The sequence below is a fragment of the Flagellimonas sp. genome (genome assembly GCF_965233845.1).
In the GTDB taxonomy this organism is placed as follows: Bacteria; Bacteroidota; Bacteroidia; order Flavobacteriales; family Flavobacteriaceae; genus Flagellimonas.
Window position 1 is genome coordinate 2,089,988 of record NZ_OZ247584.1, and the last position, 21,293, is coordinate 2,111,280.

At 42.9% G+C, this 21,293-nt stretch carries 15 protein-coding genes; 9 read left to right on the top strand and 6 right to left on the bottom strand.

Annotated elements, in window-relative coordinates:
• Positions 1–18: 18 nt before the first annotated feature.
• On the bottom strand, positions 19–639 hold the full coding sequence (locus ACO6S0_RS09145) for an L-threonylcarbamoyladenylate synthase (RefSeq protein ID WP_422351683.1): 621 nt from the start codon (positions 637–639) through the stop codon (positions 19–21).
• A gap of 157 nt (positions 640–796) precedes the next feature.
• Here ACO6S0_RS09145 and ACO6S0_RS09150 point away from each other — a divergent pair, with 157 nt between their 5' ends.
• Complete coding sequence (locus ACO6S0_RS09150) at positions 797–2,119, top strand: hypothetical protein (RefSeq protein WP_422351684.1); 1,323 nt, start codon at positions 797–799, stop codon at positions 2,117–2,119.
• 35 nt (positions 2,120–2,154) lie between these two features.
• Here the strand turns inward: ACO6S0_RS09150 and ACO6S0_RS09155 are convergent, their stop codons facing one another.
• Positions 2,155–4,479 carry an ATP-dependent helicase gene (locus ACO6S0_RS09155; protein WP_422351685.1) on the bottom strand — a complete coding sequence of 775 codons (2,325 nt, stop codon included), beginning with the start codon at positions 4,477–4,479 and terminating at the stop codon, positions 2,155–2,157.
• A 133-nt stretch (positions 4,480–4,612) separates the two neighbouring features.
• On the opposite strand from ACO6S0_RS09155, the gene ACO6S0_RS09160 reads away from it, so the two are divergent.
• From ACO6S0_RS09160 to ACO6S0_RS09185, 6 genes are all read left to right on the top strand, one after another.
• Positions 4,613–5,152 carry a DsrE family protein gene (locus tag ACO6S0_RS09160; protein WP_422351686.1) on the top strand — a complete coding sequence of 180 codons (540 nt, stop codon included), beginning with the start codon at positions 4,613–4,615 and terminating at the stop codon, positions 5,150–5,152.
• A 10-nt stretch (positions 5,153–5,162) separates the two neighbouring features.
• Positions 5,163–6,437 (top strand): amidohydrolase, encoded by a 1,275-nt coding sequence (locus ACO6S0_RS09165; RefSeq protein WP_422351687.1) that lies wholly within the window; start codon positions 5,163–5,165, stop codon positions 6,435–6,437.
• A gap of 1 nt (position 6,438) precedes the next feature.
• Positions 6,439–8,013 (top strand): FMN-binding glutamate synthase family protein, encoded by a 1,575-nt coding sequence (locus ACO6S0_RS09170; RefSeq protein WP_422351688.1) that lies wholly within the window; start codon positions 6,439–6,441, stop codon positions 8,011–8,013.
• A gap of 40 nt (positions 8,014–8,053) precedes the next feature.
• On the top strand, positions 8,054–8,827 hold the full coding sequence (locus ACO6S0_RS09175; RefSeq protein ID WP_422351689.1) for a hypothetical protein: 774 nt from the start codon (positions 8,054–8,056) through the stop codon (positions 8,825–8,827).
• Between the two features lie 167 nt (positions 8,828–8,994).
• Entirely contained in the window at positions 8,995–11,253 is a 2,259-nt protein-coding gene (locus tag ACO6S0_RS09180; protein ID WP_422351690.1) for a GH92 family glycosyl hydrolase, read from the top strand.
• 76 nt (positions 11,254–11,329) lie between these two features.
• Positions 11,330–11,848, top strand: a complete 519-nt coding sequence (locus ACO6S0_RS09185; protein ID WP_422351691.1) for a hypothetical protein — start codon at positions 11,330–11,332, stop codon at positions 11,846–11,848.
• A gap of 3 nt (positions 11,849–11,851) precedes the next feature.
• Here the strand turns inward: ACO6S0_RS09185 and ACO6S0_RS09190 are convergent, their stop codons facing one another.
• Positions 11,852–12,766 (bottom strand): patatin-like phospholipase family protein, encoded by a 915-nt coding sequence (locus tag ACO6S0_RS09190; RefSeq protein WP_422351692.1) that lies wholly within the window; start codon positions 12,764–12,766, stop codon positions 11,852–11,854.
• Positions 12,763–14,808: a M1 family metallopeptidase gene (locus ACO6S0_RS09195; RefSeq protein WP_422351693.1), complete on the bottom strand. Its 2,046-nt coding sequence runs from the start codon at positions 14,806–14,808 to the stop codon at positions 12,763–12,765. Before ACO6S0_RS09195 ends, ACO6S0_RS09190 begins: the two co-directional genes overlap by 4 nt.
• A 79-nt stretch (positions 14,809–14,887) precedes the next feature.
• Between ACO6S0_RS09195 and recG the strand changes: the two genes are divergently transcribed.
• On the top strand, positions 14,888–16,993 hold the full coding sequence (recG, locus tag ACO6S0_RS09200) for an ATP-dependent DNA helicase RecG (RefSeq protein ID WP_422351694.1): 2,106 nt from the start codon (positions 14,888–14,890) through the stop codon (positions 16,991–16,993).
• Positions 16,994–17,003: 10 nt separating this feature from the next.
• Here recG and ACO6S0_RS09205 read toward each other — a convergent pair whose 3' ends face one another.
• Positions 17,004–18,188 carry a hypothetical protein gene (locus tag ACO6S0_RS09205; protein WP_422351695.1) on the bottom strand — a complete coding sequence of 395 codons (1,185 nt, stop codon included), beginning with the start codon at positions 18,186–18,188 and terminating at the stop codon, positions 17,004–17,006.
• Positions 18,189–18,330: 142 nt separating this feature from the next.
• A complete protein-coding gene (locus tag ACO6S0_RS09210; RefSeq protein ID WP_422351696.1) occupies positions 18,331–19,443 on the bottom strand; it encodes a DUF2911 domain-containing protein in 1,113 nt (370 codons plus the stop codon).
• A 413-nt stretch (positions 19,444–19,856) separates the two neighbouring features.
• On the opposite strand from ACO6S0_RS09210, the gene leuC reads away from it, so the two are divergent.
• Positions 19,857–21,266, top strand: a complete 1,410-nt coding sequence (gene leuC / locus ACO6S0_RS09215; RefSeq protein ID WP_422351697.1) for a 3-isopropylmalate dehydratase large subunit — start codon at positions 19,857–19,859, stop codon at positions 21,264–21,266.
• Positions 21,267–21,293 lie beyond the last annotated feature (27 nt).

Here is a 21,293-nt window from a genome sequence, read left to right on the forward strand (position 1 = left end):
AAGGGTCGCTTTTTTTATTTAGAAGATATCCAAATCCCCCTTACCCTCACGTACAATTTCGGGATAGCCGCTGGAAAGATCCACCACAGTGGAAGCTACATTGCCCCCATATCCCCCATCAATCACAACATCTACCAATTCTCCCCATTTTTCATAGATCAGTTCTGGATCCGTGGTATACTCCAAAATATCATCCTCATCATAAATGGAAGTGGAGACAATAGGGTGCCCTAGTTCCCTCACCAAAGCTCGTACAATCTCATTATCGGGGACTCGAATGCCCACCGTTTTCTTCTTTTTAAAGTCTTTGGGAAGGTTGTTGTTCCCAGGTAGAATAAAGGTATAGGGCCCGGGGAGTGATCGCTTCAATATTTTAAAAGTGGAAGTATCTATTTGTCGTACAAAATCCGACAGATTGCTCAAGTCGGCACAAACAAAGGACCAGTTGGCCTTTTCCAGCTTCACCCCCTTTATTCTGGCAATACGCTGCAACGCTCTGGAATTGGTAATGTCGCAACCCAGACCATACACTGTATCCGTAGGATAAATGATCAATCCGCCCTTGCGCAGGACAGCTCCTATTTTTTCCACCTGCCTAGGATTGGGGTTCTCCTCAAAGAGTTTGATCAATTCAGCCATTTCATTTGGGATATTAACCTTTGTTTGAAGTACAAAGTAACAAAGAATATCTCCAAAACGGGTATCCGTCAATTCATATGGGCCATCCGTCAATTGAGGGCTTAAAGTAAAGTTTCAAACTTTCACTTTTGTTGAAGTACAATCCAATATGTCAAAAATGATGGATTCCAAAATACACTGCTTCGCCCTTCTTGGCCTATTCGCCATTTTATTGACAGCTTGCGGCAATCACAATCGCTCCAAAAAAACACAAGCTCCTCCCCATTTTAACCATGGCTGGGAACTGATTGCCCATCTGGACTATAACATTTCCCTTCTAAATAACATAGACACAAACGACACCGATTTTAAGGAAAAGGCCGTTTTAATCAATGAACAGATAAGAAAAACCATAGAGCGAATCCAGTCCAAAAAACTGCTTAAGGAGGTTGGCAAATCTTATAATACCTTAGGGCATGACTTTACATTTACCCTTTCCAGAGACAAAAAGATTGGGGTCTTTTCTTGGGAATCCAGAATGCAAGGTGCTTTTCACGGCATACGAAACATCGCCCTGTACACCAATAAAGATAAAGTTGTTCCCACCTCATTATATGGGGATTCCATGATATTCCAGCAAATCCATACCCTCAAGACAGGAACAAAAAAAATCTATCTATTGCAAGGTAAAGGAGCTGCACACGACACTAACGAATTTTTTAGAATGGATGCCTATACAATCAATGAAAATGGCATGGAACTCGCCAAAATCTTTCCCAATAGACAAAGTTCCATGGTTTCCCCATTGGACTTTCATGTGGAAATGGATGGTTCCCTCATTCTAAAACCAGAGACTTGGGGGTCTACATTGGCATATAGGCCATTGGAGCTACATGCTGACCACCAAAACGCAAATTATATTGAAGCCACAACTACTGTAGATCGGCAGTTGAGTCCAATGGAGTTTAAAGTAGAAAGTTCAAATAGCTTTCTTCAAGGTTCCGAAATGCCCAAGAAAATGGAAAGGCCTTCCGGAGAATCTTTGTTTTTTATGGAAGGTTTAGAAGTTCAAACCGTTTATGACGAGGAAAGCAACCAATCCATAACCCACTTGATTACGCCATCTACTTCCGGAACCAAAATTTCTTGGGATGGAAAAGTATCCCTGGTTGGGAAAAAAGACCATTTTCTATTTTTTTCCGAAGATATGGGCTCCAATGCAGGAAGGTTGCACCTGTATAACATAGACCAAAAAAGCATCCAATGGTCACGCCCGATGACCAAAGCACTTATTTTAGATGACTCCATTCTGTTTACGGAAGAGATTGAGTCGTATTTGCTATCCAATCCCAATGAAGTCTCGTGCAGTTCCTCAGTCGGAGTCAGCAGGGCTTATTATAAAGTCTATTCCGTTAGCTATCGGGAGAAGCATCCTATTGTGGAATTCACCAATCAGATTTTTTGTGGAAATAGCTCAAACAATCAACTGGCCAAATTGTAATCTGGATTTTGACTTCAAGAATCGTAAAAGGAGTTCTATTGATCAAGCACTTCCAACTTGGCGAACCTAAGCAGCAGCTTTTTAATGTCCCCTTTTTCAAATTGAATCTCGGCTTTCTTGTCATTGCCCACCCCCTCAATCTTGAGCACCTTCCCTCTTCCAAAACGCGTATGGTTAACGAGACAACCCTCAATAAGATTGGGGTCCAAGGCATTAGTGTTTGTGGCAGATAATTCTGGTTTTAGTTTCCGTAGTTTTCGCAATTGATTTTCATTGGGACGTTGCACACTGGGCGGAGTACCATTTTTGGGTTTTACCTGTCTTAATTTGCTCTTGTCCACCTCTCCAAAAATATCAGCGTTGATCATGGACTTATATCGATATCCATCATTCACCGGGGTTAAGTTTTCCACATACTGCTCCTCTATCTCCTCCAAGAAACGACTAGGTTCAGCATCAATAAGTTTACCCCAACGGTATCTATTTTGGGTATACGTGAGATAGGCCTGCTTCTCGGCTCGGGTCAAGGCCACGTAGAACAATCTTCGCTCTTCCTCCAATTCGCTTCTTGTGTTCATACTCATAGCGGAAGGGAACAAATCCTCTTCCATCCCTACAATGTAAACGTATGGGAATTCCAATCCTTTGGCCAAGTGAATTGTCATCAATGCGACACGGTCATCATCACCAGTGTCCTTGTCCATATCCGTTGCCAAGGCAACATCCTCCAAAAACTCCGTCAAGCTCCCTGTGGAATCTGCCAATTCCTTTTGGCCCTCTACAAAATCCTTGATTCCGTTCAAGAGTTCCTCAATGTTCTCCATCCGCGCAATGCCCTCCGGCGTCCCATCTTTTTTAAACTCTAGGAGCAATCCTGTCTTTTTGGCCACATGTTCGGCCAAGGTAAAAGCATCCGAACCTTCATTCATGATTTGAAAGCTCTTGATCATGGTCACAAAATCCCCCAACTTTCGCTGCGTTCCGGCATTGATTTTCAGTTCCAATTTGGACAGGTTGTCCATGACCTCAAAAATAGAACGGCCATAATGATTGGCTGCAACGACAAGTTTATCCACTGTGGTCTGACCAATCCCACGGGCGGGAAAATTGATGACTCGTTTAAGCGCCTCTTCATCCTTAGGGTTAATGATCAAACGCAAGTAGGCCAACACATCCTTGATCTCTTTTCGTTGATAAAAGGAAAGACCCCCATAAATCCGGTAAGGAATATCCCTTTTACGCAGGGCATCCTCTATGGCCCTGGATTGGGAATTGGTCCGATACAAAACAGCAAACTCACCATTCATCAATTGATGCTGCATCCGGTTCTCAAAAATAGAACCCGCAACATAACGACCCTCTTCGGCGTCTGTAATACTCCTATGGATTTTTATCTTATTGCCTTCATCGTTGGAGGTCCACACCACCTTCTCCAGCTGGTTCTTGTTTTTGGCAATAATGGAGTTTGCAGCATTGACTATGTTCTTGGTGGAGCGATAATTTTGCTCCAAGCGATAGACTGAAACATCATCATAATCCTTCTGGAAATTGAGAATGTTACTGATATTGGCTCCTCGGAACGAATAAATACTCTGCGCATCATCCCCCACCACACAAATGTTCTGATACCTATCTGACAAAGCCTTTACAATGAGGTATTGTGAATGATTGGTATCCTGGTACTCATCAACAAGGATATACCTAAATCGGTCTTGATATTTCATGAGCACCTCCGGAAAACGTGTCAAAAGTTCATTGGTTCGGAGTAGCAGATCATCAAAATCCATGGCACCTGCTTTAAAACAACGATCTACATAGTTCTGATAAATTTCTCCCAACCTTGGTCGTTTCGCCATGGCATCGGCTTCCACTAACTCAGGATTCTGAAAATAAGCCTTGACGGTAATCAAACTGTTTTTATAGGAAGAAATCCGATTCTGTATCTGTTTGTACTTGTAGATATCCTTGTCCAAGCCCATTTCCTTGATGATGGAGGCAATCAATCTTTGGGAATCCTGGGTATCGTAGATCGTAAAATTGCTGGGGTACCCTAATTTGTCGCCATCAAACCGTAACAATTTGGCAAAAACAGAGTGGAATGTACCCATCCAGAGATTTTTCGCCTCGGAATTCCCGACAATGGTGGCAATCCGTTTTTTCATCTCACGGGCCGCCTTGTTGGTAAAGGTCAATGCAAGAATGTTGAAGGAATCCACCCCTTGCCCCATCAAATGCGCTATTCTATAGGTTAATACCCTGGTCTTTCCAGATCCTGCACCAGCAATGACCATCAAGGGGCCGTCCTTGTGCAAAACCGGTGCCCGCTGCGCATCATTCAATTCATCCAAAAAAGTATCCAACCGCTCAGGTATTTAAAAAGTAAAGGTGAAAATAGCCATTCTTGGTTTCATGCTAAAATCATCCTGTTAATACTTATAAACAGCAATCCGTTTAGCTCGAAATTGATATATTTAAAGACTAATTTGAAATTGAATGAGATTCCATCTCCGACTAATACCCCTTTTTGTTCTTTTTAGCTCTATTGCAATTTCCCAAACCACAAAAGCCGGACCAATCATAACTGATTTTGGGAAGGTTTATGAGGTGAAGAACCCAGATTACAGGGTTCAAAAGGACATCACCTTTAAAGCTGTGATCGATGTAACCGGAAAGGCAGATTCCCATAATAGTAGAAATGCGCTTATTGAGACCGCTGCCCGTTTTTTAAATATGCACGCCCAAAGTGGGATTCCCAAGAACCAATTGAACGTGGCTTTGGTGGTACATGGTGGAGCCAGTAAGGACGTAATGTCCAATGCGGCATATCAGAAAAAATATAAAAAGGATAATCCCAATTTAGAGCTGGTTAAATCCCTTTTGGAAATAAATGTACCAGTTATCATCTGCGGACAGTCTGCTGCCCACAATAAAATTACCAAGGAGGACCTTATTCCTGGAGTACAAATTTCCCTCTCAGCCATGACCGCTTTGGTACAACTTCAAAATGAAGGTTATCAACTTATAAAATTTTAAAATAGAACATATGCAAAAACTAATCGCACTAGCACTACTACTGTTTGGAACTTCCATATGGGCCCAAGGGCCAAGTTTGGAAAAGGATTTTTCGGATGTGGAATCAAAAGTCATTGAATGGCGGCGGGACATCCATCAAAACCCCGAATTGAGTAATCGAGAATTCAAAACGGCAGAAAAAATTGCGAAGCATCTTAAATCCTTGGGTATTGAAGTTCAGACCGGAGTAGCCAAAACTGGAGTTGTCGGGATTTTAAAAGGAAATCAACCAGGAAAAGTGGTTGCACTACGTGCAGATATTGATGCACTACCAGTTACCGAACGAAATGACCTACCCTATAAATCAACAGTGAAAACGACTTTTTTGGGAAAGGAAGTTGGTGTAATGCATGCCTGTGGACACGACACCCATACGGCTATTTTAATGGGTGTTGCCGAAGTACTTTCCAAAAACAAGGATAAAATCAAAGGGACGGTCAAATTCATTTTCCAACCTGCCGAAGAAGGAGCACCTCCCGGTGAGGAAGGCGGCGCTTTGCTCATGGTCAAGGAAGGGGTGTTAAGCAATCCGGATGTAGACGCCATTTTCGGCCTTCATATCAATTCCCAAACCCCAGTGGGAACCGTGAAATACAAGCCTGGTGGAGCCATGGCGGCCGCACAGCGATTCGTGATCAATGTAAAGGGAAAGCAAACCCACGGCTCTCAACCTTGGGGGGGTGTGGATCCCATTTTGATAAGTGCCAAAATTATTGATGGGCTTCAGACCATCATCAGTCGTGAGTCTGAACTTACCAACGAAGCCGCTGTAATTTCCGTAGGAAAAATTACAAGTGGGGTTCGATTCAACATTATTCCAGAAAGTGCGGAAATGATAGGCACTATACGCACCTTGGACTACGACATGCAAAAGCATATCAATAAGCGTATGGAAGAAATGGTGCCGGCCATAGCCAAAGCATATGGCGGGGATGCCACTATAGATATCAAAAGTTCCACGGCGATTACATTTAATGATTTGGATTTGACCGAAAAGATGGCACCCACGCTAATAAGAGTTGCTGGAACTGAAAATGTGAGCATTCACAAGGCCATTACAGGCGCTGAGGATTTTAGCTACTTTCAAGAAAAAGTGCCAGGATTCTATTTTTTCTTAGGAGGAATGACCCCAGGAAATACGGAATCCTTTCCGCACCACACTCCTGATTTCAAGATTGACGATAGTGGATTGTTGTTGGGAGTTAAGACCATGACCCAATTGACTTTGGATTATTTAAACATGTAATATGGATACGGTAATGGACTTTTTGGCAGGAACTCCATGGTGGGTTTGGATCCTGATTTTATTGGGTCTTGTAGCCATTAGGGATATTTTCTTCCAAAAGGCCCATACCATTAGCCATAACTTTCCAATTATTGGACATTTAAGGTATTGGTTGGAAAGCATTGGCCCCGAAATGCGGCAATATTTTGTGGCAAACAATCGGGAGGAACTGCCCTTCAATCGAATTGAACGCGGATGGATCTACGCGTCCGCCAAAAAAGAAAACAATTACGAGGGGTTTGGTACCGACAGGGATATTTATGCCCATCAGCATATTTTTGTGAAAAATGCCATGATCGGGTATCAAGTACCCAAAGGTCATCCCAATGTAGAAGATCCTTATTTTTTGCCTTGCGCCAAGGTGATCGGCGCCTATAACAAACGGAAAAAACCCTATCGCCCAGCTTCCGTGATCAATGTATCTGCCATGAGCTTTGGTTCCCTTTCAGCCAAAGCGGTTGAATCCTTAAACCAAGGCGTTGGAAAGTCCATGGCATACCACAATACGGGTGAAGGGGGTTTGTCCCCATACCATAAAACGGGAGGTGATGTAGTTTTTCATTTTGGTACAGGTTACTTTGGGGTTCGCTCCCGTGAAGGGAACTTTTCCATGGAGAAAATGAAAATTTTGGTGGATGAAAATCCATGTATCAAGGCCATTGAAATAAAATTGTCCCAAGGGGCCAAACCCGGCAAGGGCGGGGTCTTGCCAGGAGCCAAAATCAGTCCGGAAATTGCCAAAATAAGAGGGGTTGAAGTTGGGAAAGACGTGCTCTCACCCGCGACCCATACGGCATTCAATTCCATTCCCGAGCTGGTCGAACTCATTGAGAATATAGCCAACGAAACTGGATTGCCCGTAGGAATCAAAGGAGCCATTGGCAAACTGGATCAATGGGAAGAACTGGCGGACCTTATGAAGAAAACAGGCCAAGGTCCCGACTTTATTACCATTGACGGAGGTGAAGGTGGTACCGGAGCCGCTCCCCCCAGTTTTGCAGATCATGTTTCCCTGCCGTGGGTGTATGGCTTTTCTTCGGTATATCGAATTTTTAAAGACCGTGGACTCACAGAGCGTTTGGTTTTTGTTGGAAGCGGAAAACTCGGATTCCCTGCCAAGGCCGCCATGGCCTTTGCGATGGGTGCTGACTGCATTAACGTGGCTCGGGAGGCCATGATGAGCATCGGATGTATCCAAGCCCAGGTATGCCATACCAACCGATGCCCTTCTGGTGTGGCTACCCAAAGTAAGTGGTTGCAAAGTGGTATCAATGTGCCCCTGAAATCGGATAGACTGGCACAATATTTTAAAACCTTTAGAAAGGAATTCCTGGAAATTACCCATGCAGCCGGTTACGAACATCCTTGTCAATTTACAATGAACGATATCCAAGTCAATGTAGATGACGATTATCTCAGTAGTGATTTGGAAACGGTGTACTCCTATAGCAAGGAGAAGGTGCCCTTTAACAATATGCAGGAACTTTATGACTGTATTTATCTGGGAGGAAAAGGGTTTTCCAAAAAAACATCCTAATTTTGATTTCGATTTTTGCTTAAACCAACACATCTTACTTATGAAAAAACCATTACTTCTAATTTGCAGTTTGTTTGTTGTAACCCTTACTTTTTCGCAAAAGAAAAGTGAGCTCTTTGCCCAAATTGATGATTTGGAAACCCAAGTCAGTGAAATTCAACAGCAATTGGCCGAGGCCAAACGCGAGATTTCATCCAGTACGGCTAAAGCCAGTACACTGGAAGCCGAAAACGTTGGGCTAAGGGATGCCAATGCCACCCTACTTAAAAACCTGAGCAGTTTTTCGGAGCTTTCGAAAAAAAACAGCGAAAATGTGAACAACGCCTTGCAGGCCCTGGAGCGCAAAGAGCAACAATTAAGGGGAGTAACAGACATGATTTCTTCCAGCGATTCCACGGCCATTGTGCTTTTGACCCGAATAAAACAGACCATGGGTGAAAATGCCAACCCCAATGTTACCGATGGAGCTGTGGTGCTTACGCAAAGTTTGAACAAGTTATTTGGTTCTGATACAGGTACTACCTTAACGGAAGAGGGTAAAGTTTGGTTGTCGCAATTGGCCAAAATTATTTTGGCAAGCCCCAATGTACATGCCCAAGTGGAGGGATTGAACATTACCGGGGAATTTGGAGTTACCTACGATCAGGCTTCCGTAGCGGCAAAAGAGTTGGTAACTACCCTTACGGTTCCTGTTGATAAGGTGGGCGTTTCCGTAAAAGATGGAAATTTCAAGGAAGGGGTATCTGTGAGTCTCCAACCCGACTACAAAGATTTTTACGATAAGGCCAAAGCCAATCTAAAAAGTGCGGAATAGGGTGGATTCCATTATCCCCTACCTATTGACTACTTAAAATGTTGATTAAGGACTAATCCTAGTGCTTATTTGCTCTATTGCGTCATTGGTCGATTTTAGTGATGGAAACAACAGCAACCGACTTATATTGATCCTAAGCGCATTACCAATTCAAAAACTTTGAAATCATGAGTCGTATTTTTTCCGTCCTAGCCATACTCTTTTTGTTGGCCTGCACTTCCACACCCCAGAAAACAGAAATTGAAGCGGACGTATTAGGTTATGTAGACCCATTCATAGGAACCGGGTTCCATGGTCATACTTTTCCTGGGCCTGTAATGCCCCATGGCATGGTACAGCTAAGCCCGGATACCAAGTTGACCGGTTGGGATGCGTCCAGCGGATACCATTTTGGAGACAGCACCATTTATGGATTCTCCCACACCCATCTCAGTGGAACTGGGATTGGGGACATGGGCGATATTCTCGTGCTTCCTTTCACTGGAGAAGAAAACAAAAAACCAATTGCCAAGTTTAAAAAGTCGGATGAAAAGGCCGAGGTTGGGAAGTACACCGTCAAGTTCACCAACTATGATGTAGCAGCAGAATTGGCGGTTACCGAGCGGGCAGGTTTACATAAATATACCTATGGTGCCAATCAGAATAAGCAGCTGTTATTGGATGTGGGTCATATCCTTCAACAAACCTGGGGACACGGAAATATCTCCAATACGCTGGAAATTGTTAATGATAGCACCCTAAGAGGTCTTAAACATTCCAGGGGATGGGCCTATGATCATAAAGTATATTTCCATGCCATATTCTCCAGTTCGTTTCAGGTGGATAGTGTTATTGTTGATGGTAAAGCTTCGAGCAAAATCGAAGCGGTTTATAATGGACAGCATATTTACTCCCGTTTAAGCTTTCCATCCCTTTCTTCTGATGAACCTTTACTACTAAAAGTCGGAATATCTGCGGTTGATGAAAAAGGTGCCCAAACCAATCTTGAAAAGGAATTGCCCCATTGGAATTTTGACGCTATTGTATCCCAAACACGGGAGAAATGGGAAAAGGAACTGAATCGCATTCAGGTACAGACAACGGATGAGGATGTGCTTACCACCTTCTACACCTCTCTATACCATAGCATGATTGCCCCCTCCCTGCACCAGGATGTGGACGGCAGATACCGTGGAATGGATAAAAAGATCCACCAATCAACAAATGGAGCGGTCAATTATACAGTTTATTCTTTATGGGACACTTTTAGAGCACTACACCCTTTGATGACCATTATTGATGAACCTAAATCCATAGATTATGTGAATAACCTGATTTTGAAATACGAGGAAGGCGGCTTGTTGCCCAAGTGGCCTCTGGCTTCCAATTATACAGGAACCATGGTAGGCTATCCTGCTGTGGCCAACATTGCCGATGCCTTGTCCAAAAAACTTCCGGGAATTGACCAGCAGTTGGCTTTGGAAGCAGCTCTTACTAGTGCCTCGTATAGACCAGAGCTTGTAAAAGATTCGGACGAACCCAGAAAGTCGCAGGTCATGACCCTGTACAACAAGTATATCAATGAGGGAAGGTTCATTCCTTCGGATGAAATCACAAACTCTGTTTCCTACGGCCTCGAAAACGCCTATTACGATTGGTGCATTGCCCAAATTGCTCAAGCTGTTGGCAACGATTCCATTGCGCGGCAATTTCAAAAAAGAGGGCAAAATTATCGGCATTACTTTGATTCGGAGACCGGGTTTATGCGCGGAAAAAATGCGGATGGCACATGGCGGGAACCCTTTAGTCCCAGACATTCAGACCATGATCACTCTGACTATGTTGAAGGAAATGCCTGGCAGTGGACCTGGTTTGTTCCGCATGATATTGACGGATTTGCACAACTATATGGTGGTAAGGAACAATTCGTCACTAAATTGGACAGCCTGTTCACCACCTCTTCTGAAATTGAAGGGGAAAACGCCAGTGGGGACATTACGGGGCTTATTGGTCAATACGCACATGGTAATGAACCTAGTCATCATATTGCCCATATGTACACCTACGCGGACCAAGGATGGAAAACACAGGAGTTGGTAGATCAAATTTTAAAGGAATTCTATACTACCCAACCGGACGGAATCATTGGAAATGAAGATTGCGGTCAAATGTCTGCATGGTATATCATGAATGCCATGGGTTTCTATCAAGTAGCTCCTGGAAATCCCGAATATGTAATTGGCCGTCCCCTCTTTGACACCGTCAAAATACCCCTGGAAAATGGGAAAACATTTACCATACTGACAAAAAACAATTCCCCCGAAAACAAGTATGTGCAATCGGCTAAATTAAATGACCAGGAATTGGAAAAGCTGTTCTTTTCCCATGATGATATTAAAAATGGAAGTACGCTGACTATCACCATGGGGCCAGAACCGAAAAAATAGCAGGTATCCCCCATATACTTTTTGAAAGTTTATTCCGTTATCTTCCCAAGAATAAAATCCAAAACCAAACCAAACCATGAGCGGAGACGACATTTTTCAGCTTTTCGGCTTTTTATTGCCAGCCGTTGTTACGGGTGCCGTAGCATTTTACTTTTTTAGACTTCATACCCGAAACGAAGATGGTCGTAGACGTTTTCTGTTGCACAAGGATTCCCAAAAAGATACGCTTCCGGTTCGCTTGCAAGCCTACGAGCGTATGGTACTGTTCTTGGAGCGTATATCTATAAACAGCCTAGTTGTGAGGGTCGCGCCCAAAAGCAAGGATAAAAGCGATTATGAAAATCTCTTGATCAAGCAGATAGAAACGGAGTTTGAGCATAATCTTTCCCAACAGATATATATGTCGGATGAGTGCTGGAACATCATCAAGGCTGCCAAAAATGCCACGATTCAGATTATCCGTTCTGCGGGTATGAGTGAAACCGACTCTCCGGACAAACTAAGGGAAGATATTCTAAACCAGACCATAGACAAGCAATCTCCTTCTGCCACTGCTCTTGCCTTTATCAAGAAGGAAGTCAGCGAACTTTGGTAGTTTTTACTCCTGATGGTCGGGATCTATAGGACTGGTCTCCTCATTTTTGTTTTTCGCATATAAATACCCTCTTTTCCACCATAGGGTCATACGCTCTTTATTAAAAATCAAGGAGTTTGTGGTCAACACGGTTGGGGTATAATAAAAATTGATGATGGCATCCTTTTGATTGGCCACTAATTTCCCAATTCGGATGTTTTGATTCTCAATTCGGTCCAGCATAAAGCTAAAAATGGTAGTAATCAATTCAAAGGGGTTCCGAACGGGCATGCGGTTTAGGTAGTTTACTTCAGTGTGCAAAACCACAACATCCACTTCCGTGGCACCGCGTTTAAGCGCTTCCTCAATCGGTACCAGGGTGCCTAGTCCCCCATCGGCATATTCGCAACCGTTTCTTCTGGCCAAACTCATAAAAGGGGTATAGTTGGACGAAATCCAAATCCAATCACAAAACTCCTCATAGGTGCATTCGTTGATCGATTTGTATTCCACCTGATTCAGGGAAAGATTGGAAACCGTGACCACCACATCCACACTACTTTGCTTCAATTCTTCAAATTCTGCAGGGGTAATGGAATCGCGAATGAGATGTCTAAGGTTTTCACTCTCCCCAAAGGTCTTTTTCCCACGGATAAAATTCTTGACCACATTCCAATGGTTAATGGAAATCACCTCAATCCCATATTTCTTTTTGATGATAAAAGGGCAATTGTTGAAAATACTACTCTGGTTGACCGAGGAATAGATTTCCTTGATTTTATCCAATTTGTTCAAAGCCAAATGGGAAATAAGCAGACTACCCGTGGATGTGCCCACGAAGAGGTCGTAATTGTGCTTGGCCTCCTCAATAAGAAATTGGGCCACACCTCCCGCAAAAGCTCCCTTGCTACCTCCGCCTGAAATTACCAATGCCCTCATTTGCCCAAGGTTTTGTCCAAATAACGTTGTTGTTCCAAATTTAAGGTAGGATATATGGCCTTTACCCTGGCCAAATTTCCTTCTGTTTTTAGAAAGTCCTTTAACATTTTTCTACAGGATTTTTTAAAATGCCAAACATGATGGCTGCAGGCTTTTATCAAACTTTTCAGGGTGTCATCATTAAATCCGCCAATGCTCTTTAAATATTGAAATGCCAAAAGTCTAATTTCAAAATGATATTGAGGTCCGGTATAGGAACTAAGCTCATTATAAAAATCCGCTTTTTGATTCATGGCATAATCTGCGGTCACCAAAGCCAAAGTCAACCAAAGTAGACGAATGTTTTTGTTGGGAAACCCTATGATATTTGTGGTTTGATCCAAATAGAAACTTCTGTTTTCAGGGAAATCCGTCCAGAGTTTGAATAGCGCTGCTTCCACAGTAGTATAGCTCTGATCACCAAGCAACCCCTCAAAATCCGCCCGCACCTCCAAGGGCACTTTGTCCATAGCTAGGGAAACTGCCTGCCTTACCTTTAGCCCCTCATGTTTTAAGAGTTTGTTTAAAAACGGCGGAGAAAGTTGATTTCCATAATCCAATAAAAGTTGATGCTTCAAGGCTTCCGATTGGTAGGCTTCCCAGTTTGTCCTAAGAATGGTCTCTGCATTTTCCAGCTTATCACCTATTTTCTCTTTCGCCTTATAGTAGGCATCTATGGAAGCGTTTTTGGCCCTCAAAAACCGTTTCACTTTTTCAAACGGAAAATCGGATTCCTGCAGCCAGGCTTCTTCAAAGCTGGAGAGTTTCATCCCCGACGCCTTTTCCATTTCCCACATAAAATCGGAAATGGTCACGTTCTGAAATGCGAATTTGGTCAGGTAGTTTTGAATCCCTTCCCTAAAAGCCGTATCTCCTACCCTGTCCCGAAGTATTACCAAGGCCCATGCTCCTTTTTCATAAAAAGTAAGGCTACCCGCACTGGCATTCGTAAGGGCCTCTCCGTGACCATCCCCGGAAAAATTATCCAAGGCTTTCGCGGTCTCCAACAGCCTCCAATAAAAGTAGTCCTCCCCAAAAATGTCTTTTTCTGCCAAGTATGCATAAAAAGTGGCAAAACCCTCATGAAGCCAATGATGGGATCCACTCTGTTCGGTAACCAGATTCCCAAACCATTGGTGGGCCATTTCATGGGCATTCACATTAACAAAGTTTTTATCCATAAAGGCAGTGGAATCCACCATAAAAGTGTTGGAAAAAATGGTGGCCCCTGTGTTCTCCATCCCCGCATATAAAAAATCCTGAACAGGTATCTGTTTGTAATTCTGCCACGGATACGGCACCCCAATTTCTTCCTCCAAAAAATCAAACATGCGTTGGGTATGTCTATATGTGGGCTCAACACAAAGATTGTCTTTGGGCTCGTAATAGAGTTCTATAGGAACTCCATTTTGGGATTCAAATGTTTCCTTTTTAAAGTTGCCAATAGCAAATGCCACTAGGTAACTGCTCATAGGCTGTTCCATATCAAATCTCCAAGTCTTGACGCCATCCTGTGGGACAATTTCCTTTAATTCCCCATTGGAAATAACGGTTTGGCTTTGATTGGCGACTATGGTCAGATCAAATTCAATCTTGTCATTCATGTCATCCAGGCTGGGCAACCAATGACTGGTATATTTTCCTTGTCCCTGTGTCCAGATTTGCTTTTTGTCAGCGTCCCCATCACCAATAAAATAGACCGTCTGCTTGGGCAATGCACTGTAGTCAAATCTTAAATGATGGGCATCCCCTTTTTTAAACTGTTTTTTTATCACGAAAAGTTGACCATCGGTTTTATGGCTGATGGGCTTACCATTCAACAGCACTTGGTTGAACTTCATTGCCTTGGCATCTAAGAAGATGGAATCCACTGGCTTTAAAATTTTGAAATAATAGTCAACACTTCCTTGGATTTTTGCTTTGTCGAAGTCGGCCTGCACCAAAATTTGGCCCCTAACAAAATCTACCTTGTCCTGAATTTGGGAGGAAAGGAGTTGAGTCAAAAGAAAAAAAATAAGCACTGGGGCAAGCTTCATGGCAACCGTATCACAAAAGTCTTTCCAAATTACATATTTTAGTTTGATGAATCCCAATTTTCTCCAAACTCCCATCCCATATCTGAAAGGAGTTGGCCCTAACCGAGCCGAGACTCTTAGGACGGAACTGGGCATTGAAACCTATAGGGATTTGTTACATCTTTTTCCCAATCGCTATCTGGATAAAACCCAGTACTACAAAATTGCCCAGCTTCAAGCCAGTGGTGCGGACGTACAAGTGGTGGGAAAGATAGTGCATATAAAAACCGTGGAACAAAAGCGCGGCAAACGTCTTGTTGCCAAATTTGTTGATGATACCGGCGAAATGGAACTGGTGTGGTTCCGAATGCAGAAGTGGATCAGGGAAAATCTGAAATTGAACGAGCCTTATGTGGTTTTTGGAAGAGTTAATAGGTACGGAAGCTCTTTTTCAATGCCGCACCCTGAAATGGAATTGCTTTCGGAACACCAGCAAGGACTAAAGGTAGCCATGCAACCCATTTACCCTTCCACAGAAAAACTAAGTGCCAAGGGAATCACCAATAGGGTGATCAGTAAAATGCAGCAACAATTATTGCTGGAGTCCAAAGGACAGTTCGCGGAGTCGCTCTCCCCTATTATGTTGGATGAGCTCCGCTTGATTTCAAAAAGCGAGGCACTTTTGAACATTCACTTTCCGAAAAGCCAGGAACTGTTGGCCAAGGCCCAATTTCGACTCAAATTTGAGGAATTGTTTTTTGTACAGCTCCAACTGATTTCCAAAAAAATGATTCGGAAGCAAAAGATCAGAGGTTTGCCCTTTGACCAAGTGGGAGAAAAGTTCAATACCTTTTTTGAACACCATCTGCCTTTTCAACTGACCAATGCCCAAAAAAAAGTAATTAAAGAAATCAGGAACGATTTGGGTAGCAATGCCCAGATGAACCGTTTGCTACAGGGGGACGTAGGTTCTGGAAAGACCATCGTTGCTCTCATGTGCATGCTATTGGCCATAGACAATGGGTATCAGGCCTGTTTAATGGCCCCTACCGAGATTTTGGCACAACAGCATTACAATGGCTTAAAGGAATTGTTGGGCAAAATGGAGATCAAGATTGCCTTGTTGACGGGATCGACGAAAAAGTCGGAGCGTACCTTGTTGCACAACCAGTTGGAAAATGGGAATCTCAATATTTTGGTGGGTACGCATGCGGTTTTGGAAGATAAAGTACAATTTAAAGACCTTGGTCTGGCCATCATTGATGAACAACACCGATTTGGGGTGGCACAACGCTCCAAATTGTGGCACAAAAATGAAACCCCTCCCCATATTCTGGTGATGACGGCCACACCCATTCCCAGAACCTTGGCCATGAGTCTTTATGGGGATTTGGATGTCTCCGTAATTGATGAGTTGCCCCCTGGAAGAAAAGCCATCAAGACAGTCCATCGTTTTGACAATAACAGATTAAAAGTTTTTGGGTTCCTAAAAGATGAGATCAAGAAGGGAAGGCAAGTTTATATTGTGTATCCCCTAATTCAGGAATCCGAAGCTTTGGATTACAAGGATTTGATGGATGGTTATGAGAGTATTGTCCGTGATTTTCCGCTTCCCGATTATCAAATTTCCATCGTTCATGGTAAAATGAAACCAGCGGACAAGGATTATGAAATGGAAAGATTTGTCCGTGGTGAGACCCATATTATGGTAGCCACCACCGTTATTGAGGTAGGCGTGAATGTCCCCAATGCCTCTGTCATGATCATTGAGAGTGCTGAACGTTTTGGCCTTTCGCAGCTGCATCAACTTCGTGGGCGTGTGGGTCGTGGAGCCGAACAAAGTTTTTGTATTCTGATGACCGGAAACAAGTTGTCTGAAGATGCCAAAATCCGTTTGCAAACCATGACCCGCACCAATGACGGATTTGAAATCGCCGAGGTGGACTTGAAACTCCGCGGTCCAGGAGATTTGATGGGAACCCAACAAAGTGGGCTGCTCAATTTAAAAATTGCTGATATTGTAAAAGACAACCAGATATTGCAAACCGCCAGGTATCATGCCATCCAACTCTTAAAAGAGGATCCCAGATTGGAGAAACCTGAAAATCTTCCTATTCGCTCGGCTTACAGCATAATGTCAAGAGGAAAGGACATTTGGGGTTATATCAGCTAGTTATAGCTAATTATCTTTTAAGCAATTCCTCCGTTACAAATCGGAAAGAAGGAAATTCATAATCAAGTAGCAAGTTACCTTCAAAATCCATAAACACGATAGCCGAGGATTTTGGGACATTTTCTCCAGGACTGAATCGCAAGTAGGTAACTGCAAAGCTCATGGTTTCCATGTCAATTTTAAATTCTTGCGGGACAATAACATCAGCATCAAAATCTATGTTGTCTCGATTAAAGAAGGCCATATATTTTTCTTGATCAACAGTGAATGAATCATTTTCGTTGAAATCAAAATAAGCTGGAATTCCTATAGCCATAGTATTGTCCACATAAGCAACTTTGCCATTTGAAATTGACACATTGGATATTTTATCATCCGTGGCAAGAAAGTAATTGAACGTGGATGAGGAGTGTTTTACATTGCCTGTGGTTAAATCAATAATCTCCATTTTACTAGGTCGCGTAGCCACAAAAATATCATGACCGTCAACAAATGTAGTTTTCAACCCAGCGGTTCGATTAGAGAATACTTCGTTTAATGAACTTGAATCGTAAACAATTAGACCCTCTTTATATGTATCCAAAGCTTCCTCAGATCTATCATCATATTGAACAAAAAAATAATCCTCTGTTACCAAAATGCCATGTGGAGTATCACCTGTGAAGGCTTTCTCCAGAAAGGGAAACTCCGTTACTTCTGAATTAGGCAAATTATGAGTCAACAATCTAAGGTTCCCCTGATCACAAACATCATTTTCGAAAGCAAAAAGCCTGTTTTTGTTCCATGCTATTTGTCCAGCATCCAAAAAACAATCATTAATGTTGGGAAAGTAATCCTTGTACGACCCAGAGATTACCTGGTTATCATCCAAATCCGTCATAATATAAAAAGCATCTGCCCCGCGAGGATTTCCTTGTTTGAAAACCAGCAAATTTTCCGCTCCATTTGAACGAAATATGGCATTTGGTTCCAAATTCAAACTATTTGTGATATTGGAAAAGTTGGATGGTGCTTTCCTGCCTTGTATAAAATCAATGGTATGGTACTCAACTTCATTCCCGTTATATTCCTTTAATAAGGCGGTAACGCTGAATGGAATGGTGTTGTTGCCTGTACTACTTAAATCTGATTCTGATTCCGGGCTGCAAGAAAAGATGGTAATTGCCCAAAGAATAATTAGGTTCCTTTTTATCATGACAAAATGCTTGGGGCAAATAAAATGCAATTTGATTTCAGGAGAAAGAAAATTCGACAAGAAGATCCAGCATTCCCTTTTTAATAAAAAAGCCCAGCTTTCGCTGGGCTTTTTCCTAATTTAATTCCCTAAGTAATTTGGTTTAGTTAATTCCTTCTCCTTTTTCAGCTTTGTCCAAGTTGGCCTGAACGCGATCGCGATTTGCCTGTGCAGGGGCGTTCTGCAAAGCAATCTTTAAATGCTTGATGGTAGATTTATTATCCCCTAAAGCGGAATATCCCCTAGCCAATCCATAGTGCACAGGCCATGTTCCTTTGTGGTTCTTGGCATTCCATTTAAAAACTTCCAAAGCTTTATCCGTTTTGCCTTGGCCAATAAGCTGTCTTCCATAACCATGCACTTGGAAAACAGTCCCCAAAGGCATCGCCTCTTCCATAAGGGCTTCAGCCTCAGCAGTTTTTCCCTGCCTGGCCAATATTTGAGACTTTATGCTCAAATTGTTGAAATTCTTTTGGCTGAAAAACTGACCGGCAATAGCAGCATCCACCCAGCCTAAGGCCTCGTCCAAATCACCACCATTGTTTAGGGCAAAATTGGCCGCCTGCTCCCAGCTTTGTCTACTAAATCCAGGGTTGGTCTGCAATTCCTGACGAATCCGAGCCAAAACATTTTCCGTTACATCGGTTTCTACCTTAAAGGGGATTTGCTTTTTCTCCCAGCTAAGTGAAGCTACTGCAGATGTGGCATCCACTTGGTCAAAACTATAGGTAAGTTGCTCCACATGTGGAATCTCCTTGGTGGTGACATCCACACGGAGGGCATCGTCACCTGGCTCATAAAAATAGCTTCCCCAGGCCCCGTGGTTCTTGGAAAAGATTACTGTTGCCGAATTGTCTTCGTTCACAATCATGTGCAAGCCATATTTACCTGCTGGAAGTGTCTTGCCTCCAATGGTTAAATCATGGGTGGTCTTGAAGATGGTGTTTTCATTGGCGCCTGCCCTCCATGGTGATTCGGTAGCCGTTCCAAATCCCAAGTTGTTCATTCCATAAGGCACCAGAGCGCCCCAAATTTCCCTATCGTTTACACTCGGTCTTGAGTAAACTATAGTGACATCTGTAGTTCCAATGCGCTGGGAAACTTTGGCCATTTGACTACCTCTGGGCAGAAAGGTAAGCTGGGCATAGCTACTTGCGGAAATACAGAATGTAGCGATGAGAATCATGGCCGAAATGGCCGTGTAACTTTTTTTCATTTGTTCGTTTTTGATGAGTTAATGAATAAACTTTCTAGGTTGACTCCCAAGGTAGAAACCTCATCGTTCCTATAGCGTTACAACAATGTTAAAATAAAGGTAAACGTGTTAAAATTCAGAAGCTTACGGCTAAGATGTTCAGTACCAATACCTACCCAAATCCAAACCTTGGGTTGATGGGTAAAACAAGTTCGGGAACACCCTTTACCATTTGGTTTTGAAGGAACATTCTGATATAATTTACCTCCCGGGTAACATTCAGGATTGTTTTTGTTTCAAATCAAAAAACACACACAATCCAATGGTTTCCATAGCAAAAACTTGTCTTGAACATCGTAATTTTCCAAACTTAAAATGAAGCTTTTGCTTTTCATATTTTAAATTTACCAGCTTATTAATTATTGAATGCAACGATGAGTAAAACACTATTTGATAAGGTTTGGGATTCCCACGTGGTTCAACATATTGAAAACGGTCCCGATGTACTTTTTATAGATAGACATTTGGTTCATGAAGTCACTAGTCCTGTGGCTTTCCTTGGACTTAAAAACAGAGGCATCAAAGTGCTTTACCCTGAGCGCACTTTTGCCACTGCAGATCACAATACGCCAACCATCAACCAACATTTGCCCGTTAAGGATAAGCTTTCTGCCAATCAGCTGAAAGCTTTGGAGGAAAATTCCAAAGCACATAACATTCCCTATTGGGGGCTTGGACATGAGAAAAATGGTATTGTTCACGTGATTGGGCCGGAAAACGGAATTACGGTTCCTGGGGCAACCATAGTTTGTGGAGACTCCCATACATCAACCCATGGTGCTTTTGGCGCCATTGCTTTTGGAATTGGAACCAGTGAAGTTGAGATGGTGCTCTCCACCCAATGTATCATGCAACCCAAACCAAAGAGTCTTCGCATCAATATTGATGGGGAACTCAACCAAGCGGTGACTCCAAAAGATGTTGCCCTGTTCATTATATCCAAGCTAACCACCTCAGGCGCTACCGGATATTTTGTGGAATATGCAGGAGAAGTTTTCCGAAACATGTCCATGGAAGGACGTATGACCGTGTGTAACCTAAGTATAGAAATGGGAGCTCGGGGTGGAATGATTGCCCCTGACCAAAAGACTTTCGATTACGTTCAAGGACGGGAATACGCTCCAAAAGGTGAAGCTTGGAACAAAGCCATGGCATATTGGGAACAATTGTACACTGATCAGGATGCAAGCTTTGATAAGGAAATCTCTTTTGATGCTTCTGAGATAGAACCTATGATTACGTACGGAACCAATCCTGGAATGGGAATGGGTATCCAAAAGTACATTCCATTAGCTGAAGCCGTGGAAGGCGGAACCGCTACCTATAAAAAATCCTTGGACTATATGGCTTTCAATGAGGGAGACGCCATGATTGGCAAGCCAATCGATTTCGTATTTCTCGGCAGCTGTACCAATGGTAGAATTGAGGATTTTAGGGCATTTGCTTCCATTATCAAGGGAAGAAAAAAAGCGGACAATGTTACCGCTTGGCTGGTTCCTGGCTCGCACCGAGTTGAAGAGGCCATTAAGGAAGAAGGCATTCTGGATATTTTGCATGAAGCCGGATTTGAATTGCGGGAACCGGGCTGTTCTGCCTGCTTGGCCATGAATGATGATAAAATCCCTGCTGGAAAGTATGCTGTGAGTACTTCCAACCGAAACTTTGAAGGAAGACAAGGGCCAGGTGCACGTACCCTTTTGGCCAGTCCTTTGGTTGCAGCAGCAGCAGCAGTTACCGGAAAAGTAACCGACCCAAGGGAATTATTGGAATTACAAGAAGCATAACCAAACTGTACACTGATTATTGATCAT